Source organism: Ruegeria sp. CDSB013 (assembly GCF_059611165.1).
On the sequence record NZ_JBXWPA010000023.1, the window covers coordinates 21,965 to 39,041 of the forward strand.

At 56.7% G+C, this 17,077-nt stretch carries 16 protein-coding genes and 1 pseudogene; 14 read left to right on the plus strand and 3 right to left on the minus strand.

What is annotated here, in order from left to right:
* Positions 1–407 precede the first annotated feature (407 nt).
* From AC2FJF_RS23585 to maiA, 8 genes are all read left to right on the plus strand, one after another.
* A complete protein-coding gene (locus AC2FJF_RS23585) occupies positions 408–1,358 on the plus strand; it encodes an MBL fold metallo-hydrolase (protein WP_496727448.1) in 951 nt (316 codons plus the stop codon).
* Positions 1,359–1,383: 25 nt separating this feature from the next.
* On the plus strand, positions 1,384–3,018 hold the full coding sequence (locus AC2FJF_RS23590; RefSeq protein ID WP_496727449.1) for an FAD-dependent oxidoreductase: 1,635 nt from the start codon (positions 1,384–1,386) through the stop codon (positions 3,016–3,018).
* A complete protein-coding gene (locus AC2FJF_RS23595; protein WP_109310896.1) occupies positions 3,015–3,206 on the plus strand; it encodes a DUF2783 domain-containing protein in 192 nt (63 codons plus the stop codon). Before AC2FJF_RS23590 ends, AC2FJF_RS23595 begins: the two co-directional genes overlap by 4 nt.
* 16 nt (positions 3,207–3,222) lie before the next feature.
* Positions 3,223–4,257, plus strand: coding sequence for a TRAP transporter substrate-binding protein (locus AC2FJF_RS23600; protein ID WP_496727450.1), 1,035 nt, complete (start codon positions 3,223–3,225; stop codon positions 4,255–4,257).
* Between the two features lie 3 nt (positions 4,258–4,260).
* A complete protein-coding gene (locus AC2FJF_RS23605; RefSeq protein ID WP_082637164.1) occupies positions 4,261–4,809 on the plus strand; it encodes a TRAP transporter small permease in 549 nt (182 codons plus the stop codon).
* Entirely contained in the window at positions 4,806–6,122 is a 1,317-nt protein-coding gene (locus AC2FJF_RS23610) for a TRAP transporter large permease (RefSeq protein ID WP_058278629.1), read from the plus strand. The genes AC2FJF_RS23605 and AC2FJF_RS23610 overlap by 4 nt, the downstream gene beginning before the upstream one ends.
* Before the next feature lie 63 nt (positions 6,123–6,185).
* The gene (locus tag AC2FJF_RS23615; RefSeq protein ID WP_058274548.1) at positions 6,186–6,731 is read left to right on the plus strand and encodes a VOC family protein; all 546 of its coding nucleotides are present in this window, start codon (positions 6,186–6,188) and stop codon (positions 6,729–6,731) included.
* An 85-nt stretch (positions 6,732–6,816) separates the two neighbouring features.
* On the plus strand, positions 6,817–7,449 hold the full coding sequence (gene maiA / locus AC2FJF_RS23620; RefSeq protein WP_496727451.1) for a maleylacetoacetate isomerase: 633 nt from the start codon (positions 6,817–6,819) through the stop codon (positions 7,447–7,449).
* A gap of 156 nt (positions 7,450–7,605) precedes the next feature.
* On the opposite strand, the gene AC2FJF_RS23625 is transcribed toward maiA, so the two are convergent.
* Complete coding sequence (locus AC2FJF_RS23625) at positions 7,606–8,034, minus strand: MarR family winged helix-turn-helix transcriptional regulator (protein WP_496727452.1); 429 nt, start codon at positions 8,032–8,034, stop codon at positions 7,606–7,608.
* A 445-nt stretch (positions 8,035–8,479) separates the two neighbouring features.
* On the opposite strand from AC2FJF_RS23625, the gene AC2FJF_RS23630 reads away from it, so the two are divergent.
* The 6 genes from AC2FJF_RS23630 to AC2FJF_RS23655 are packed head-to-tail and all read left to right on the plus strand — an operon-like array spanning position 8,480 to position 15,667.
* Complete coding sequence (locus AC2FJF_RS23630; protein ID WP_496727453.1) at positions 8,480–9,781, plus strand: amidohydrolase family protein; 1,302 nt, start codon at positions 8,480–8,482, stop codon at positions 9,779–9,781.
* Positions 9,782–9,820: 39 nt separating this feature from the next.
* Positions 9,821–10,804: a BMP family protein gene (locus AC2FJF_RS23635; protein WP_058281138.1), complete on the plus strand. Its 984-nt coding sequence runs from the start codon at positions 9,821–9,823 to the stop codon at positions 10,802–10,804.
* Positions 10,773–12,179 carry an amidase gene (locus AC2FJF_RS23640; protein ID WP_496727454.1) on the plus strand — a complete coding sequence of 469 codons (1,407 nt, stop codon included), beginning with the start codon at positions 10,773–10,775 and terminating at the stop codon, positions 12,177–12,179. The genes AC2FJF_RS23635 and AC2FJF_RS23640 overlap by 32 nt, the downstream gene beginning before the upstream one ends.
* Entirely contained in the window at positions 12,176–13,696 is a 1,521-nt protein-coding gene (locus tag AC2FJF_RS23645) for an ABC transporter ATP-binding protein (protein WP_496727455.1), read from the plus strand. The genes AC2FJF_RS23640 and AC2FJF_RS23645 overlap by 4 nt, the downstream gene beginning before the upstream one ends.
* Positions 13,686–14,729: an ABC transporter permease gene (locus AC2FJF_RS23650; RefSeq protein WP_496727456.1), complete on the plus strand. Its 1,044-nt coding sequence runs from the start codon at positions 13,686–13,688 to the stop codon at positions 14,727–14,729. The genes AC2FJF_RS23645 and AC2FJF_RS23650 overlap by 11 nt, the downstream gene beginning before the upstream one ends.
* Positions 14,726–15,667 carry an ABC transporter permease gene (locus AC2FJF_RS23655; RefSeq protein ID WP_496727457.1) on the plus strand — a complete coding sequence of 314 codons (942 nt, stop codon included), beginning with the start codon at positions 14,726–14,728 and terminating at the stop codon, positions 15,665–15,667. The genes AC2FJF_RS23650 and AC2FJF_RS23655 overlap by 4 nt, the downstream gene beginning before the upstream one ends.
* Positions 15,668–15,851: 184 nt before the next feature.
* Here the strand turns inward: AC2FJF_RS23655 and AC2FJF_RS23660 are convergent.
* Positions 15,852–16,284: pseudogene (locus tag AC2FJF_RS23660) on the minus strand (IS6 family transposase); the annotation flags it as partial.
* A gap of 126 nt (positions 16,285–16,410) precedes the next feature.
* Positions 16,411–17,077, minus strand: a protein-coding gene (locus AC2FJF_RS23665; protein ID WP_496727458.1) for an IS6 family transposase whose coding sequence is annotated in 2 segments (ribosomal slippage) — positions 16,411–16,808 and positions 16,808–17,077 — 668 coding nt annotated over the 2 segments. Because the reading frame shifts where the segments join, the coding sequence is not laid out codon by codon here. This gene is flagged as partial in the annotation.

Sequence of the window (17,077 nt, forward strand, 5' to 3'; positions counted from 1 at the left end):
ATTGAGAATCCAGGAACAATCAAATTGTCCCGTCTACACGGCGCCATGTGGAAACTGAGAGAGACCGAATGGGAATCGACGCTTACGGCTCATGTTGACCATTTCGATCCTATCCAACGTAGGAGCCACTAGCGCTAAGCCTCGAACCAACCCATTGGGTCTATCAGGCGCTTAATGGTAATGCAGTTCTTTACGACGGTCGGCATGATTGGCGTCAAAAATAGCTGGAATGGACAACATTTTTTTACGCCGGCAACTTCGCAAAAAATCTTCGAATGCACTCAGCAACAATAGTTCAAACACGCAACTTCAAACGAAACGGGATTGACTTTAGTTTCATATGTAACGATATTCGTTGCAAATGAAACGAAACGAGTCACGCGAGCGACATACTTCGGGAGAACACAATGGCTAAGGCATTCGCATCTCAGGGAGATTTGAGTGAAAAGACGATTAGCTTCACCGAAGTGGGTGAAGGGCTTTGGGCCTTTACTGCTGAAGGTGATCCCAATTCCGGTGTGATCATCGGCGATGATAGTGTCATGATTGTCGAGGCGCAGGCCACGCCACGTCTGGCTGGCAAGGTGATTGAGAAGGTCAGAGAAGTTACCGACAAACCGATCACGCATCTGGCTCTAACTCACTATCACGCGGTTCGTGTTCTAGGCGCTTCAGCATATGGCGCAGATCAGGTTCTCATGTCGGAAACAACCCGGGCGCAGGTTGTCGAACGTGGTCAGGAAGATTGGGACAGTGAGTTTCAGCGTTTTCCACGTCTGTTCGAAGGCCATGAAAGCATTCCCGGACTGACCTGGCCCACCACGACCTTCAAGGATCGCATGAGTGTATACCTCGGCAACCGGCGCGTTGATCTAATGCATCTTGGTCGCGCCCATACTGCCGGTGACATCGTCATTCACGTTCCCGACCAGAACGTCATGTTTACCGGTGACATCGTCGAGTATCATTCTGCCTGCTATTGCGGCGACGGCCATTTCAACGATTGGGGTGGCACTCTAGACAATATCGCCGCATTTGACGTCGATGCTATTGCGCCCGGCCGCGGTGATGCTCTGCTCGGAAAAGATATGGTTGAAGCAGCGATCGAGTCCACCCGGGATTTTGTCGAAAGCACCTATCGCCCGGCCGCTCGTGTCGCCGCTAGCGGCGGCAGCCTGAAAGATGCCTGGGACGCTGTACGTGACGCGTGCGACCCGAAATTCGCTGACTACGCGATCTACGAACACTGCCTGCCGTTCAATGTTGCACGCGCCTATGACGAAGCCCGCGGCATCGACACACCACGTATCTGGACGGCGCAGCGGGATCTGGAAATGTGGGAGCAACTGCAAGGCTGAACGCCTGAAGGGAAGGGGTTTTCCAATGTTTGATGACCGTTACACGCTCGCCTACAAGAGCTATCCATACGAGAAATCGCCCGATCAGGATATTGACGCACCGATGCGTCACCCGGTTGTGGTCATGGGCGGCGGGCCAATCGGAGTCGCCACAGCCCTGGACCTCGGCCGCCAGGGTATTCCGGTGGTTGTGCTTGATGATCATGAGGGCATCGGCATGGGCAGTCGGGCGATTTGTTTCGCAAAGCGCTGTCTGGAAGTGGCCGACCGCTATGGCTGCGGCGAACCGATGCTCGAAAAAGGCGTTGTCTGGAATCTCGGCAAGGTATTCCATCGCGATGACAAGGTATTCGAATTTAACCTGTTGCCGGAAGACGGGCATAAATACCCCGCCTTCATCAATCTACAACAGCCATATTTCGAGCAATACATGATCGATCGCCTGCGCGAGCTGCAGGACAAGGGTGCCCCGATCCAGTTGCGTGGCAAGAACCGTGTGGACAGCGTTGAAGTACACGACGATTACGTCATCCTGAAGGTGATGACACCGGATGGGCCATACACCCTTGAAGCGGACTGGCTTATCGGTTGCGACGGCGCCAACTCACCGTTGCGCGGGATGCTTGGTCTCGATTTCAGCGGTCGCGTCTTTCAGGACAGCTTCCTGATTGCCGATATCAAACTGAAAGGCGATCTGAATTTCCCTACCGAGCGCTGGTTCTGGTTTGAACCGACCCACGGCTCTGGTGCGTCTGCTTTGTTGCACAAACAACCTGATGATGTTTGGCGGATCGATTTCCAGATCGGCTGGGATGTTGACCGCAAAGAAGAACTTAAAGAAGAGAATATCCGTCGTCGATTGGACGCGATGCTGGGGGATGTGGACTATGAAATGGTCTGGTCCTCTATCTATACCTTCCAATGCAAGCGGATGGACAGCTTCCGCTCTGGTCGCGTGTTTTTTGCTGGTGATGCGGCGCACCAAGTCTCGCCCTTTGGTGCGCGTGGTGCCAATTCCGGCATACAGGACGTAGACAATCTTGGCTGGAAACTAGGGTTGGTTATTCAAGGCAAAGCGCCTGAGAGCCTACTTGACACCTATGATACCGAGCGGGTTTACGGCGCGGACGAAAACATCCTGAATTCTACACGGTCTACCGATTTCATCACGCCGAAATCAGAAACCAGTCGGATATTTCGCGATGCTGTGCTCAGCCTAAGCGGAACGTATGAGTTCGCACGACCGATGGTCAACTCGGGTCGGCTGTCGGTTCCATGCATCTACAGTGAATCCCGCCTAAATTCGCCCGACGCGCTGTCAGGCGGGCCCGACAGGACGCAGCCCGGTGCCCCCTGCCCCGATGCACCGCTGGGCGATGAATACCTGTTGTCGAAGCTGGGTGATGAGTTCATCCTTTTGACAATCGATGCAGAAGCACCTGAAGTTCTGGAGGTGGACGGGATTACGGCGCGCCGCCTGGCTCTTTCGACCCGCGACGACCCAACCGGTCAACTCAGGAAACGCTATCTCGGCGAAGCCAGTTCGGCAGTCTACTTGATCCGACCAGATCAGCATGTCGCTGCCCGCCGAGCGGAATACAACGAAACCCTGATGCGCACTGCCTTGCGCCGTGCGGCCGGTAAGGAAGTAAGCCAATGAGCGATCTGACCCTGACACCGAATATCGACGGAACCGACGATTTCTACGCCGACCTGCTGGCAACGCATGAGGGCAAGACCAAGGCCGAGAGCGATACAATCAACGCGAGGTTAATTCTGATCCTGGCCAACCACATTGGCGACCGGAACGTCCTGAGCCAGGCGCTCAGGGCTGCCGACATCACATAATCCAAGGGAGGATACCATGAATATCAAACTGAAGGGCAACACCCTGCTGCTCGCCGGCATTGCAACCGCTGCAATGTCTATCGCAACGACTACCGTGGCAGAGACCAAGCTTGCGCTTTCGAGCTGGCTGCCGCCGCGCCATCCAATCGTCGTTGAGGCAATCAAACCCTGGGCCAAGCAAGTGGAGGAAGTCACCGATGGCCGCGTGACCGTACGTGTGCTTGCAAAGCCCATGGGCCCGCCCCCGGCACATTACGACATGGCTGCCGAAGGTATCGCTGATATCACCTACGGCTTGCATTCCTTTACCACAGATGACCGTTTCACCCGCTCTCGGATCGGTCAGTTCTCGTTCATTGGTGACGATGCCGTTGCTGGCTCCAAAGCATTCTGGAATGTCTATTCCGGCCCGCTGGAGGCGCAGAAAGAACATGAGGGCACCAAGCTTCTGGGGCTCTTTGTGCACGGCCCCGGCATGTTGCACAACAATGTCCGTAAGATCGAAAAGACAGACGATTTCGCAGGCCTGAAGATCCGCGTGCCTGGCGGCTATATCTCAGATCTGATGTCCGGTCTCGGCTCCACAACGCTCTTCATGTCTTCGGGTGAGGTGTATGAAAAGCTCTCGCGCGGAGTAATCGACGGTGTGACGTTTCCCTACGACGCTCTGGCTGCGTTCAAGCTGACCGAAGATGTCAAGTACACGATGCAAGTCCCCGGCGGCATCTACAACACTACTTGGTTCATGGTCATGAACGAAGACAAATGGAACGAGATCTCTGAAGAGGATCAGGCAGCCATCGAGGCGATTTCCGGTGAAGCCTTTGCCGCACTGGTTGGCGAAGCTTGGGTCGGTGCAGACGAGAAAGGCAGCGCCGCGGCTGAAAAGGCCGGGATCGAAATCTACGAAGCGCCAGCCGAAGTCGTTGATGCGATCAAATCACAGGCAGCAGATGCCGAAACAGCGTGGTCCGAAGCCATCTCGGCGGACGGCTACGACGGCGCGGCGGCACTGGAAGAAATGCGCAAACAAGCTGGCGTGGACTTCTGATCAATGGAGCGGCTTCGCCATCGTTTCCCCGACCAGCCCCCTGATGAGGGGCTGGACATCGGGCTGCTGCTCGACAGATCTCTGGGTGTCGGGGCCGCACTGATCCTGTTCAGCCTCGTCCTCATCACCTGTGTGGATGTAGTTGGGCGCTACCTGTTCAACGCACCGCTATCCGGTGCCTTCGAACTCACTGAAATACTGCTGGCAGCGCTCGTTTTCCTGGCCTTACCGCTGACGACAGAGCGCCGCGAACATGTCGAGGTCGACCTGCTGAATCTGGCGCTTGGACGAAAGACGCAACGTCTTTTGTCTGCGTTTGCAGGCCTGTTCTCTGCTGCCCTGTTAGCCACCTTTTCTTGGCGGCTTTTCACCCATGCGGCCAAGGCCGCACATGACGGCGCGGTGACCAACGCGCTTGAGATTCCACTGGCACCATTCGGCTATCTGGCTGGGGTCTCCTGCATGGTTTCGGCGTTCATCGCATTCCTGCGCGGATTACAACCCCCCATCGAACACGACACCGATCAAGATCACCTAGAGGGCGCCCCATGATTGAATCTCTGATCGGCTTTGCGATCCTTCTGGGACTTATACTACTGCGCGTGCCTATCGCGTTCGCAATGGCGGCTGTAGGCGGCTTTGGGTTTGCCTATATGCGTGGTTGGGAGCCTGCCTGGGCTATGACAGGGCAAGTGGCCTTTGACACTTCTTTGTCTTACTCCCTTTCGGTCATCCCTCTGTTCATCTTCATGGGCAATGTGTTGGCCGGCTCAGGCGTGGCACACGGGCTGTTCGCCGGTGCCGATCGGCTTTTTGGCAGGCTGCGCGGCGGACTTGCCATGGCTTCGGTCTTTTCTTGCGGCGGTTTCTCCGCGGTGTGCGGCTCGTCCCTGGCCACTGCTGCCACGATGTCAAAAGTCGCCATGCCTTCAATGCGTCGTTTTGGCTATGATGACCGGCTGGCGACAGGCTCTATCGCCGCGGGTGGGACACTGGGCATTTTGATCCCGCCTTCGGTGATCCTGATCATCTACGGCCTGTTGACCGAAACCAATATTGCCAAGCTTTTTATCGCGGGAATTGTGCCAGGTATCATTGGTGTGCTGTTTTATCTTGGCGCGGTTATGGTTGCGGTACGGTTGAACCCGTCTTTGGCTCCGGAGGAGGAAAACACCGAACCGATGAGCCGGGCTGACGTCATAGGCGTGATCTGTGTGCTGGGCCTTTTTCTCTTCATCATGGTTGGCATTTATGGTGGGTTCTTCACACCGACTGAGGCGGCCGGAATGGGTGCAGGTGCTTCGATCCTGATCGCCATTGCCCTCAGGACGATGACCTGGCGCAGCTTTTTCGCAGCTACGCTGGATTCGATCCGGGCTACTGCCATGATCTTTGCTGTGATCATCGGTGCCGAGCTGTTCACCAACTTCATAAACTACGCCGGACTGCCGGATGCTCTATCAGGCTTTGTTGTCGACAATGAATTGCCGGTCTGGGCAGTCATTGTGTTCATCATGCTGACCTACATGGTGCTTGGTTGTGTGCTTGAAAGCCTGTCGATGATCCTGCTGACAGTGCCGGTCTTCTACCCACTGATGTTTGAGCTTGAGTTTGCCAATGAACTCCTGCTCGATCCCGAAAACGCCCTGATCTGGTTCGCCATTGTGGTTGTTGTGGCCACTGAAATCAGCCTGATCACACCCCCGGTCGGTATGAATGTCTTCGTGCTGAAGGGCGTGTTGCAAGATGTCTCACTCGGAACGATCTTTCGCGGCGTGCTGCCATTCTGGATCGCGGACATCCTGCGGCTGACCCTGCTCATCCTTGTTCCCTCACTGTCACTCTGGCTGGTGGGGTTGATGTAACCGCCAGAGGCGGCCGTACGTCGCCTTGGCCTTGAAAACTGCACCCTCGGAAAGGAGAAATCGATGAAAATCGAGAAGATCCATCACGTCGCTTACCGCTGCAAAGACGCAAAAGAGACGGTCGAATGGTATGGAAAAATGCTGAACATGGACTTCATCCTGGCTATCGCCGAGGATCATGTCCCATCGACCCATGAGCCGGACCCTTACATGCATCTGTTTTTGGACGCCGGGAATGGGAATGTTCTGGCCTTCTTCGAGCTGCCCACGAAGCCGGAAATGGGCCGGGATCCCAACACTCCGATCTGGGTGCAGCACATCGCCTTCAAGGTGAAGGATCGTGAAACGCTGCTTCAGTTCAAGGACCATCTGGAAGCTAATGGCGTCGAAGTACTCGGCGTGACCGACCATTCGATTTTCCACTCTATCTACTTCTTTGATCCTTCCGGCCATCGTATCGAACTGGCCTGCCCGGACCCGGAAGAAGAAGCGCTGCTGGAGCGCATGGACGAAGTGAAATGGCTTATGTTGGACGAGTGGTCGAAAACCAAGAAAGCTCCGAAACATGCCGATTGGCTGCATGCCAAAGAACTCAACAAGTCTGCCTGACGGGCATCCCGTGCCGGTTAGGTTTCCGGCGCGGGAACCTATCTTTGGCAAAATCCGAGACGGTTGACCACAAAACAAGGAAGTCATGAAACTATACGGCTATTGGCGCTCGACGACCTCTTTCCGGGTCCGGATCGCACTGAATCTCAAGGGTGTTTCCTTTGAAACAGTTCCCGTCAACCTTGTTGCCGGAGAGCAGCGCGCGCCGGACTATGTCGCGCTGAACCCCGGAAAGGGCGTTCCTACGCTGATCCTTGAGGACGGTCGTGTACTTACCCAATCGCTTGCGATCATCGATTATCTCGACGCCACCATACCCGAACCTCCGTTCCTGCCGGAGGACCCGTTCGAGCGTGCGCGGGTACAGTCTGCGGCCCATACCATCGCGATGGACATTCATCCGGTTAACAACCTTAGGGTCACTGCGCATCTGAAGACCCGGTACGGGCTTGCGGCTGAGGATGGGATCGAGTGGTTCCGGCATTGGATGACAGAAGGTTTCCATGCCTATCAAGCGCTTTTGCCAGCAAACACCACCTTCAGTTTTGGTGACAAGCCGGACCTTGCCGATATCTGCCTTGTCGCACAGCTTTACAATGCACATCGCTGGGGCGTCGATATGGCTCCATTCGACCGTCTGCTTGAGATCGAAGAACGCGCATTCACCCTGCCCGCTTTCGACGCCGCCCGACCTGAAAATCAGGCCGACGCCTCCTGAGAGAAATACACTGGCAGGCCTCATTCTATTCTAGGTCGACGGCCTTAGCCCAACCAAGAAGGCAATGCTCTTCCGCGTCACCGACTACTCGGATTTCTCCGCCGGTCGACAGCCAGCGCTCCAGATGGCTTGAGCTGCGCAGATTGGCTTATGTACCTATGTCACCGACGCGGCCTTAAGCAGCGCAGTCACGCCTCGGTCCAGTGCTGCACGGTCCTCGGCCGACATGGAATTCAGCATCCCTTGCGCGCAAGCATCGACTTGTGGCAGCAACTGTTCGAAACACCGATGGCCTTCCGGCGTACAATGATAAACCCTTATCCGGCGATCTTCTTCGGAAATTGCTCTGGTTATCAAACCTTTATCGTCAAGCCTCTGCGCGGCTCGGCTGACTTGAACCTTATCCAGAGTGGTGCGTTGCGAGAGTTCCAGAGAGGTCAGGCTTTTGGCATTGGCAAGTAGAAAAAGCAGGCGCCATTCCTCCCGTGATAGCCCGAATTCGCGCTGGTATACTTCCGTGAGTTTTCGTGAGAACGCTTCGGATGCCACGGCAAGGCGATAGGGAAAGAAGGAATCTAGTTGCATACGAAACTATAATCCCTCTTTGTTTCATATGCAACGACATTTGCCTGCACTGATCTTCGCCATCCTTATGCAGGTTGTTTTGTAAACTATAAGCCGAAGTTTACGAAATCGCGGTTCCCAGTGCTTTGATTTTGTCACGAAGTTTTGTCTGCTTGCCAGAAAACTGCGGATCCGCTGGATCAAGGTTCCGGATCGGCAATCTGCTGAAACGGACAGATTCCCAGCGTGAACCGACCTTTGCAAAATTTAGCAGTTCTGCAACGCAAAATCCCAAAAGCGAAAGTTGATCGTTGTGTCAGCTTCAGCTGCCAAGAAAGGCCAACACAAGCCTTGGATATAGGCACGCACCGAGACTAGCGGAAACACTGGACCCGGAAGTGCAACAAAAACTATTAGCATTCTTGCAGAATACTTTTTACCATGCGGTCAAATTTGGGGGAGTTGGATGCTCGATTTAATCATCAGACAGGCCAGCCTGCCGGATGGCAGCGGGCCGGTGGATATCGCGATAAAGGCAGACCGCGTTGCGGAAATTGCGCCTGATATGAAGGCTGAGGCGCATGAAGAGATTCAGGCGGCTGGGCGCTTGGTTTCCCCTCCTTTTACGGACCCGCACTTCCATATGGACGCGACCCTGAGCCTAGGGTTGCCGCGCATGAATGTCTCGGGCACGCTTTTGGAGGGTATCGCGCTTTGGGGGGAATTGAAGCCCCTGCTGACACCCGAAGCAGTGGTTGAACGGGCCATGCGGTATTGCGATCTGGCCGTGTCGCAGGGGCTGCTCGCCATCCGTTCGCACGTGGATGTTTCATCCGCCCCGTTGGTGGGTGTTGAAGCGCTCTTGGAGGTACGTAAACAGGTTGCCCCCTATATCGACCTGCAACTGGTGGCATTCCCGCAAGATGGCCTTTACCGATCAGAAAACGCAGAGAGAAACCTGATTCAGGCGCTCGATATGGGTGTCGATGTCGTGGGCGGGATCCCGCATTTTGAACGCACGATGTCGGAAGGGGCTCGATCGGTCACAAGGCTGGCCGAGATAGCGGCGGACCGCGGCCTGATGCTGGACCTGCACTGCGATGAAAGCGACGATCCGATGTCTCGCCACGTGGAAACGTTGGCCTTTGAGACCACGCGCCTTGGGCTTGGGGGCCGTGTAACTGCAAGCCACGTCACTGCGATGCATTCTTATGACAACTACTATGCATCGAAGCTAATCCCGCTCATCGCAGAAAGCGGAATGAACGTGGTACCCAACCCTCTGATCAATATCACGCTGCAAGGGCGTTCGGACACCTATCCGCGCCGCCGAGGCCTGACCCGCGTGCCAGAGCTGCGCGCGGCCGGTGTAAACGTTGCCTTCGGGCAGGATTGCACAATGGACCCGTGGTATTCGCTCGGGTCCGCCGACATGCTGGAAGTGGCCCATATGGGTGTGCACGCGGTACCGATGACATCCCGAGAAGCGATGGAATGGGCGTTTACTTCCGTCACCCAGAATGGTGCCAAAGCCATGGGCTTGCCCGACCCGACAATCCGCGAGGGCGGCCCTGCCAGTATGGTTGTACTGCAGGCGCGTGATCCGATTGAAGCTATTCGCATGAAACCCACCCGCCTTGCCGTAATCAAAAACGGCAAGGTGTTGGCCCGTACAGAACCCCGAATGGCCGCGCTTTCGTTGCCCGGCCGCCCCACGACCCTGGATCCCGCAGATTACGCGCCCAGGCCCAATACTCAGGAAGCTTAAGAACAAGAACAATCGCCACCAACAGAAGAGGATCTACCAATGAAACTCACCACAACCCGCCGTCAACTGATGGTCGGCGCTGCGGCCACGCTGGCCCTGCCGGCCTATGTCCGTCGCGTGAACGCACAATCTGCGACTCGAGTCGCTGGCGTGCACATGTCTCCTGTCGAAAACGCGTGGAACAGTCGTATCCATGTAGCGATGCAGGAGGCCGCGGACGCTGGTCTGATCGAATATGAGTTTTCGGAAGGTGTGGCTCCGACCGACTATCCCCGCGCGATGCGCGAGTATGCCGAAGGTGGTGCGCAAATCATTTGGGGCGAATCCTACGCCGTGGAACGCGAAGCACGCGAAGTGGCGGGCGATTACCCGGATACCGCTTTCCTCATGGGCTCTTCCGGTGGGCCGGAAGGGGATAATTTCGGCGTCTTCGGCACCCGCAACCACGAAGCCGCCTATTTGGCCGGGATGCTTGCGGGCCAAATGTCAGAAAGCAATGTCTTTGGTTCGGTCGGCGGTTATCCGATCCCTGAAGTGAACCTGTTGATCAATGCCTTCCGAATGGGCGTGACTGAGGTGAACCCAGATGCCACCTTCGTCAACGGCTTTATCGGAGCATGGTTTGATCCGGCCCGCGCGCAAGAAGCTGCGATTGCCCAGATCGACGCGGGCGCAGATGTCCTGTTTGGTGAGCGCATTGGCACTGCGGATGCCGCCCAAGCGCGGGGTGTGAAGGCCATCGGTTCGCTTATCGACTATACGCCTCGCTATCCAGGCACAGTCTTTGCCAACGCGATCTGGAATTACGGTCCCACTATCGAGGCCATCGTAGCCGACGTTCAGGCCGGCAACCCAACGGGGCGCAACTACACAGAATATTCCTTCATGGCCCATGGCGGCAATGAGTTGATCTATGTCGCCGATGAAGTGCCTGCTGACGCCATCCCGGCGATGGAGGCTAAACAGGCCGCGATCCAATCCGGCGAATGGGATGTTCCAATCGACGAAAGCGAGCCCTCCTGATCCCGCGGGCTTGGACGTGACCGATGCCACGGCTCTAGCGGCTGCCATTGCGGCAGGGCAAATCACTGCCGTCGACGTGATGGAGGCAAGCCTTTCTGCCTGCCACGCGCAGGCGGGCTTGGGGGCCGTGGCATTTCTGGACGAAGACATGGCGCGCGCCGGGGCAAGGGCAGCAGACGCATTGCCATCTGACCAGCGCGGTCCATTTCATGGGGTTCCATTTTTGGTCAAAGACCTCGGTGGTTTCGCAAAAGGACTACCCGCTGCGGCCGGATCCGCAGCAATCCGCGCACAAGCGCGTAAACCCGAAAGTGACAGTCGCCTGTTACAGTATTTGCGCCAAACTGGCTTGATCCCTTTTGGCTTGACGACAACACCCCCATTCGGCCTTTCCCTGACATGCGAACCAGATGGCATGGCTGCGACCCGAAATCCATGGAATCCCGCGTTAACACCCGGTGGTTCATCTGGCGGCGCTGCGGCTGCCGTTGCAGGTGGTATCGTTGCAATTGCTCATGCCACGGATGCAGCCGGATCCATCAGAGTACCTGCAGCGTGTTGTGGTTTGACCGGGCTCAAGCCGTCTCGTGGTGCGGTGCCCGGAGGCCCTGATTTTGCCAATCTCCTGATGGGCATAGCGTCTGAGTTGATCCTGGCGCGATCGGTCCGTGACGTGAAGACTGCCCTTGATGCTGTTGTCCAACCTATGGCCCCGGTGCACTTCCCAAAACGTCCCCGTGTCGCGGTGGCATTGCCGGATCGTTGTGGACCTGATCAGCGCAAAGCTGCGGAAGGTGCTGCCGACGCGCTGCGCGACGCAGGCTGTGAAGTGCATGATGTTCGTGCCCCCGACCGGATTGGGGCGGAGGCTCATGAAATCGCCCGAACCATACTGGCTGTTTCGTTGGCTGAGTGGCTGACCGCACTCAAGATATCTGACGACCAGGTTCCACCGCTCGCAGCCGCCATGGCTACTGAGGGTCGTGCGACACCTGCCACCGCGCTTTTTGCGGCCTCGCGACAGCTGGCACGCCTTACAAATCGCTCCCGCAAGCTTTTCAAATCCGCCGATGCCATCCTGATGCCGGTCCTCTCCTCTGCTCCGCCCGTTGTCGGCACTTTGGATCTGTCTGGCACTTCCCCCGATGAACACATGGCGCGGCTGGAAGCTTTTGCCCCAAACGCAGCACTTGCCAATGTTGCGGGCTTGCCAGCCCTGGCGCTGCCTTTTGGCATGGCAAATGACCTTCCTCTCGGTGTGCAACTGATTGGTCCCACCGGCGCCGATTTCGAACTGATAAAACTCGGTGCACTTATCGAGGCCCGCGCGCCCGCAATTTCCTTTCCGTCCCCAATCGCAGGCCTACCCGCATGACCAAGGTTCTGGAGCTTCACGGCATCACCAAGCGTTTTGGAACGCTTACCGCAAATGATGATGTGACCCTGACACTGGCGGAGGGGGAAATCCTTGCACTTCTGGGTGAAAATGGTGCGGGTAAGACGACGCTGATGAATATCTTGTTCGGCCATTATGCAGCCGACGCAGGTACTGTCAGGGTGTTCGGCGAAGAACTGCCTCCGGGCCTTCCACGCGCAGCGATCGAGGTGGGTGTGGGAATGGTTCACCAGCACTTCACGCTTGCGGGCAACCTCACCGTTCTTGAAAACGTCATGCTTGGCTCCGAACCCTTGACGCGCGCGCGTTCCGCTCGTGGTGGGGCGCGCGAAAAGCTGTTGCAGATCGCAGAGCGGTTTGGCCTGCCCGTGAACCCCGAGGCCAAGGTTAGGTCGCTTTCCGTGGGAGAACGCCAGCGTGTTGAAATTCTTAAAGCGCTCTACCGCGACGCGCGTATATTGATCCTGGATGAACCTACCGCCGTTCTGGCCCGGCCCGAGGCGATGCGCCTGTTCGAGACCCTGCGCGACATGACGAAGGAGGGTCTTTCGCTTATCTTCATCAGCCACAAACTGCATGAAGTCATGGCTGCCTCTGACCGTGTGGCAGTGCTACGCGGCGGCAAGATGGTTGCAGAACGCAAAACCTCTGAAACCAACCCCGGAGAGCTGGCGGAACTGATGGTTGGCCGCAAAGTGGAACGGCCCGTACGCCATGACCATAAGATTGGCGCGCCAGTTCTGATTGCAAACAATGTGCGTGTGGAAGAGGACGGTGAGTTGCGTCTGGATGACGTGTCATTCACCGTCCATACTGGTGAAATCCTTGGTATTGTTGGCGTTTCAGGCAATGGTCAGGCTTCGCTCGGCGGGTTGCTTTCTGGGTTGGTTCACCCAAGCGCGGGGCAGCTGACACTTCTGGACGAAGATATCGGCCATCTGGGGCCGCGCGGCATGATCCGTGCGGGGGCTGGTAGAGTACCGGAAGACCGACACGCGGAAGGCGTAGTAGGCGAGTTGAGCCTGTGGGAAAATGCGGTGCTCGAACGGCTGCGCACACCAGAGTTTTCGCGCCGCGGCTTTGTCCGGCAAGGCGCCGCTCGCGATTACACCTCAGGGCTGATCGAACGTTTTGATATCCGTGGTGCCAGTCCCGACACGCGAACAAGGCTGTTGTCTGGCGGCAATATGCAAAAGCTTATCCTCGGTCGGGTCCTGACCAACGGACCGCGTTTTGTGCTCGCCAACCAGCCGACGCGCGGCCTTGATGAAGGGGCAATTGCCGCCGTTCATGCCGAGCTTTTGGCGGCACGAGCCGAAGGTGCTGCGATCCTACTTATCTCGGAAGAACTGGAAGAAGCCGTGGCCCTGTCAGACCGGATCCAGGCCATCGTCAAAGGGCGCTTGTCAAAGCCCATATCCGCCGACGAGGCTGACCCGCAACGCCTTGGCCTGATGATGGCGGGTGTCTGGAAGGAAGATGATGATGCGGCTTGAACGACGCACACATGTACCGCTGTACCTTGTGGTCATTGCGCCGCTGGCCGCGATCTTTACCGCATTGCTTCTGGCTGCGGGTCTCATCGCCGCTGCTGGGGTAAACCCGCTCACGGCGTATGGCGAAATGCTGACCGGTGCGCTTGGCTCACGCCTTTCGATCACCGAGATGCTGACCCGCGCCACACCGCTCATTTTCACAGGGCTTGCTGCGGCAGTCGCCTTCCGTGCACGGCTTTGGAACATCGGAGGTGAGGGACAGTTCTTTGTTGGTGCGCTGGTCACCGCTTGGATCGGGCATTCGCTCGGGGTTCCGGGATGGATTGGTATTCCACTTTTGATGCTGGCAGGCATGGCTGCGGGCGCGGCTCTTTTGGCGGGACCTGCCTATTTACGCCTGCGTTTTGGGGTAGATGAGGTGGTGACGACCCTTCTGCTAAACTTCATTGTTATCCTGTTCGTAGGCCTCATGATTGAAGGTCCGATGCGCGATCCGTTGGCTTTTGGGTGGCCCTCTTCTGTGCCCGTAGACGGGGATTTTCGTCTGCCGGATCTGATCCCGCGCACGCGTCTGCATATCGGGCTGCTTTTTGCCATCGCAGCAGCAGGTGCCGTTTGGCTGATCCTGGCGCGCAGCGTTTTTGGTGCTGAAACGCGCGCCGCAGGTTTGAACGCCAGTGCCGCCGCCTTTGCCGGAATATCCCTACCCCGAACGATCATGGGCGTAGCTCTGCTTTCGGGCGCCTTGGCAGGGCTCGCCGGGTCTGTCGAGGTCATGGGTGTTACAGCAGGGGTCACCACCACCATGAGCCCCGGTTTTGGCTATGCAGGCATCGTAGTCGCAATGCTCGCCGCCTTGCATCCGGCCGGGGTCGTTGCTGCCGCTGTTTTCGTTGCTACAGTCTTCGTCGGGGCCGACGCCATGAGCCGCGCGACCGGTGTTCCCAGTTTCATCGCTGATGTGATTGTAGCGCTCTGCCTGCTCACCATGATCGTGGCCCTTCTTTTCACAACCTACCGGGTGCGCCGATGAGTGATGCAATTGATCTGCTGCTGAATACCAGCCTGTGGGCTTCCGTGTTGCGTATTGCCACGCCACTCATATTCGGTGTCCTTGGCGCATTGCTCTGCGAACGTTCGGGTGTGCTCAATCTGGGGATCGAAGGGATCATGACCATGGGCGCGATGAGCGGTTGGCTTGCCGTCTACATGGGTGCACCGTTGCTCGTGGGCCTGATGATTGCGGCCCTTTGCGGCGCGGTGATGGGCTTGCTGCACGCCATGCTGACGGTTCCGCTTGGGCTTTCGCAACATGTATCGGGGCTTGGTATTACGCTGTTTGCATCCGCTTTGGCCTATTACCTTTATAGGCTACTTGTCGAAGTGGGTGACCTTCCCCCAACGATCGAAGCTTTTCAACCGCTAAACGTTCCAGGGCTATCCGACATACCTATTCTCGGCCCGATCCTGTTTTCCCAGGCCCTGCCGACTTATCTGGCGCTCTTTGCTGTGGCTGCAATGGCGTATGTCCTTGCCCGAACACCGTTAGGGCTGGCCATTCGGATGACCGGTGAAAACCCGCATGCGGTCGAGGCGCAGGGGTTGAACCCCATCCGCATCCGCATCGGCGCAGTTGTTGTCGGATCGGCTTTGATGGCGGTGGGCGGGGCTTTCCTGACGACAACGGCGTTTAACAGCTTTTTCCCGGGTATGGTTCAGGGGCGGGGCTGGATTTGCATTGCGCTGGTCGTCTTCGCCAGCTGGCGGCCCGGCAAGGCGCTGATTGGCGCGGTATTATTCGCATTCTTTGATGCATACCAGCTGCGGCTGCAGACTGCGATTGAAGGCGTACCCTACCAGCTCTTCCTGATGGCGCCTTACGTACTTTCCATCGTCGCGCTCGTCCTTGTCGCCCGCAGAGCCGAAATACCTGCCGCGTTGATGGCACCCTACCGGCGCGGAGAACGTTAGCGGCATTCGTTCGCGCATATTGGCCGGAATTGAACAAGAAAAAAGAATTCGCACTGCAAGACTGAACGGGTGTTGTCGCGATAACTTGCGGCGCACCAAGGAATGCTGATACCCGGATCTCAAGCGGCTTAGTTTGCGGCATTCCTAGCGTCAAATGGCCGAAACGGTGATTTCGGATTGTTTAGGCTGAGCGACGACGTGCTGGGACACAGAAGCAATTCCGAACGGCTGAATGGGTTGCCACGAACCTCTGAAAGCCGCCTGGAGACAGATGGCCTTGCATCGTCCGTTCCCGTTTTCGGAATGCGAGATGGCTGTTTTCAGCGCGGTTATTGAGACCCGTGTGCGACCAATGCTTCAGATCTTGAGCGACCTCGCGCCCAGCGGCGCCATATGAGCGCAGCTTGTCTGTGATGGCTTGCTTGGGAATGAAGCCGAGGCGTTTTTTTCAGGTGGCGTAAAAGGCGTTTTGCAGCCCGTTTGCCCCAATTCGGTTGGAGGACTTCGCCCAGCACAACGCCATGCTGATCGACTGCGCGCCAAAGCCAATACTTGCGACCAGAGATGCTCACGACAACTTCATCAAGGAGCCAGACGTCGCCTTGTCGACCCTGTTTCCAAAACCCCGGACGAGATGCATAAACAGACAAACTGCATATCCAGAAGAGATCATCAATGTTTTCACGCGAGGTTCTGTCGCAAACTTTTCAGATGGCAGAGCATTAGTGGAATTGGTGAGCGGTTTACCCTGCCAGTTGGGCGAACTGCTGAAACGGACGGAGGCCGGTTGTGAATTGGCTTTTGCGGATCATGTTGACCATTTCTATGCCTGCAAGGACAGATGCGGCTGAAGCGAAAGATTTGAATCCCAGCATGGGTCTGATCCTTCGTTTGATGAAACGGTGATCTTGTTCAATGATGTTATTGAGGTATTTCTGCCTGACCATTTCGATCGGGATCGGGCAGCCATAGCTTTTGAGCATCTTGCTGATCGCCTTGATGCCAGCTGTATTGGCTCCACTTTTGTCGATGACGATCTTGCGCGGTAGACCGTTCACCTCAAGCGCGCGGGCGAAGAACTTCGTCGCTGCGGCTTTATTCCGGCGATGGGACAACATGAAATCCAGGGTTTTCCGTGTTTGTCGATCACTCGGCAAAGATAAACCCACACGCCTTTCACTTTCACATTGGTTTCATCCATGCGCCAAGAACGGTCGGCGGGACGCTTTCTATACCGTGCTGATTCGGCAATGAGACCAGTATATCGGCTGACCCAACGGTTCAGCGTAGCATGATCCAGATCAACGCCGCGTTCCGCCATGATTTCTTCCAGATCCCGGTATGACACGCCGTAGCGCAGGCAGAAGAAAACCGCGTGCAAGATCACGTCTTTCGGAAAATGCGCGCCCT

Excerpts from the sequence above, each read along its gene's own strand:
- AC2FJF_RS23585 (WP_496727448.1), top strand. The coding sequence starts at position 408 with ATGGCTAAGGCATTCGCATCTCAGGGAGATTTGAGTGAAAAGACGATT.
- AC2FJF_RS23590 (WP_496727449.1), top strand. The coding sequence starts at position 1,384 with ATGTTTGATGACCGTTACACGCTCGCCTACAAGAGCTATCCATACGAG.
- AC2FJF_RS23595 (WP_109310896.1), top strand. The coding sequence starts at position 3,015 with ATGAGCGATCTGACCCTGACACCGAATATCGACGGAACCGACGATTTC.
- AC2FJF_RS23600 (WP_496727450.1), top strand. The coding sequence starts at position 3,223 with ATGAATATCAAACTGAAGGGCAACACCCTGCTGCTCGCCGGCATTGCA.
- AC2FJF_RS23605 (WP_082637164.1), top strand. The coding sequence starts at position 4,261 with ATGGAGCGGCTTCGCCATCGTTTCCCCGACCAGCCCCCTGATGAGGGG.
- AC2FJF_RS23610 (WP_058278629.1), top strand. The coding sequence starts at position 4,806 with ATGATTGAATCTCTGATCGGCTTTGCGATCCTTCTGGGACTTATACTA.
- AC2FJF_RS23615 (WP_058274548.1), top strand. The coding sequence starts at position 6,186 with ATGAAAATCGAGAAGATCCATCACGTCGCTTACCGCTGCAAAGACGCA.
- maiA (WP_496727451.1), top strand. The coding sequence starts at position 6,817 with ATGAAACTATACGGCTATTGGCGCTCGACGACCTCTTTCCGGGTCCGG.
- AC2FJF_RS23625 (WP_496727452.1), bottom strand. The coding sequence starts at position 8,034 with ATGCAACTAGATTCCTTCTTTCCCTATCGCCTTGCCGTGGCATCCGAA.
- AC2FJF_RS23630 (WP_496727453.1), top strand. The coding sequence starts at position 8,480 with ATGCTCGATTTAATCATCAGACAGGCCAGCCTGCCGGATGGCAGCGGG.
- AC2FJF_RS23635 (WP_058281138.1), top strand. The coding sequence starts at position 9,821 with ATGAAACTCACCACAACCCGCCGTCAACTGATGGTCGGCGCTGCGGCC.
- AC2FJF_RS23640 (WP_496727454.1), top strand. The coding sequence starts at position 10,773 with ATGTTCCAATCGACGAAAGCGAGCCCTCCTGATCCCGCGGGCTTGGAC.
- AC2FJF_RS23645 (WP_496727455.1), top strand. The coding sequence starts at position 12,176 with ATGACCAAGGTTCTGGAGCTTCACGGCATCACCAAGCGTTTTGGAACG.
- AC2FJF_RS23650 (WP_496727456.1), top strand. The coding sequence starts at position 13,686 with ATGCGGCTTGAACGACGCACACATGTACCGCTGTACCTTGTGGTCATT.
- AC2FJF_RS23655 (WP_496727457.1), top strand. The coding sequence starts at position 14,726 with ATGAGTGATGCAATTGATCTGCTGCTGAATACCAGCCTGTGGGCTTCC.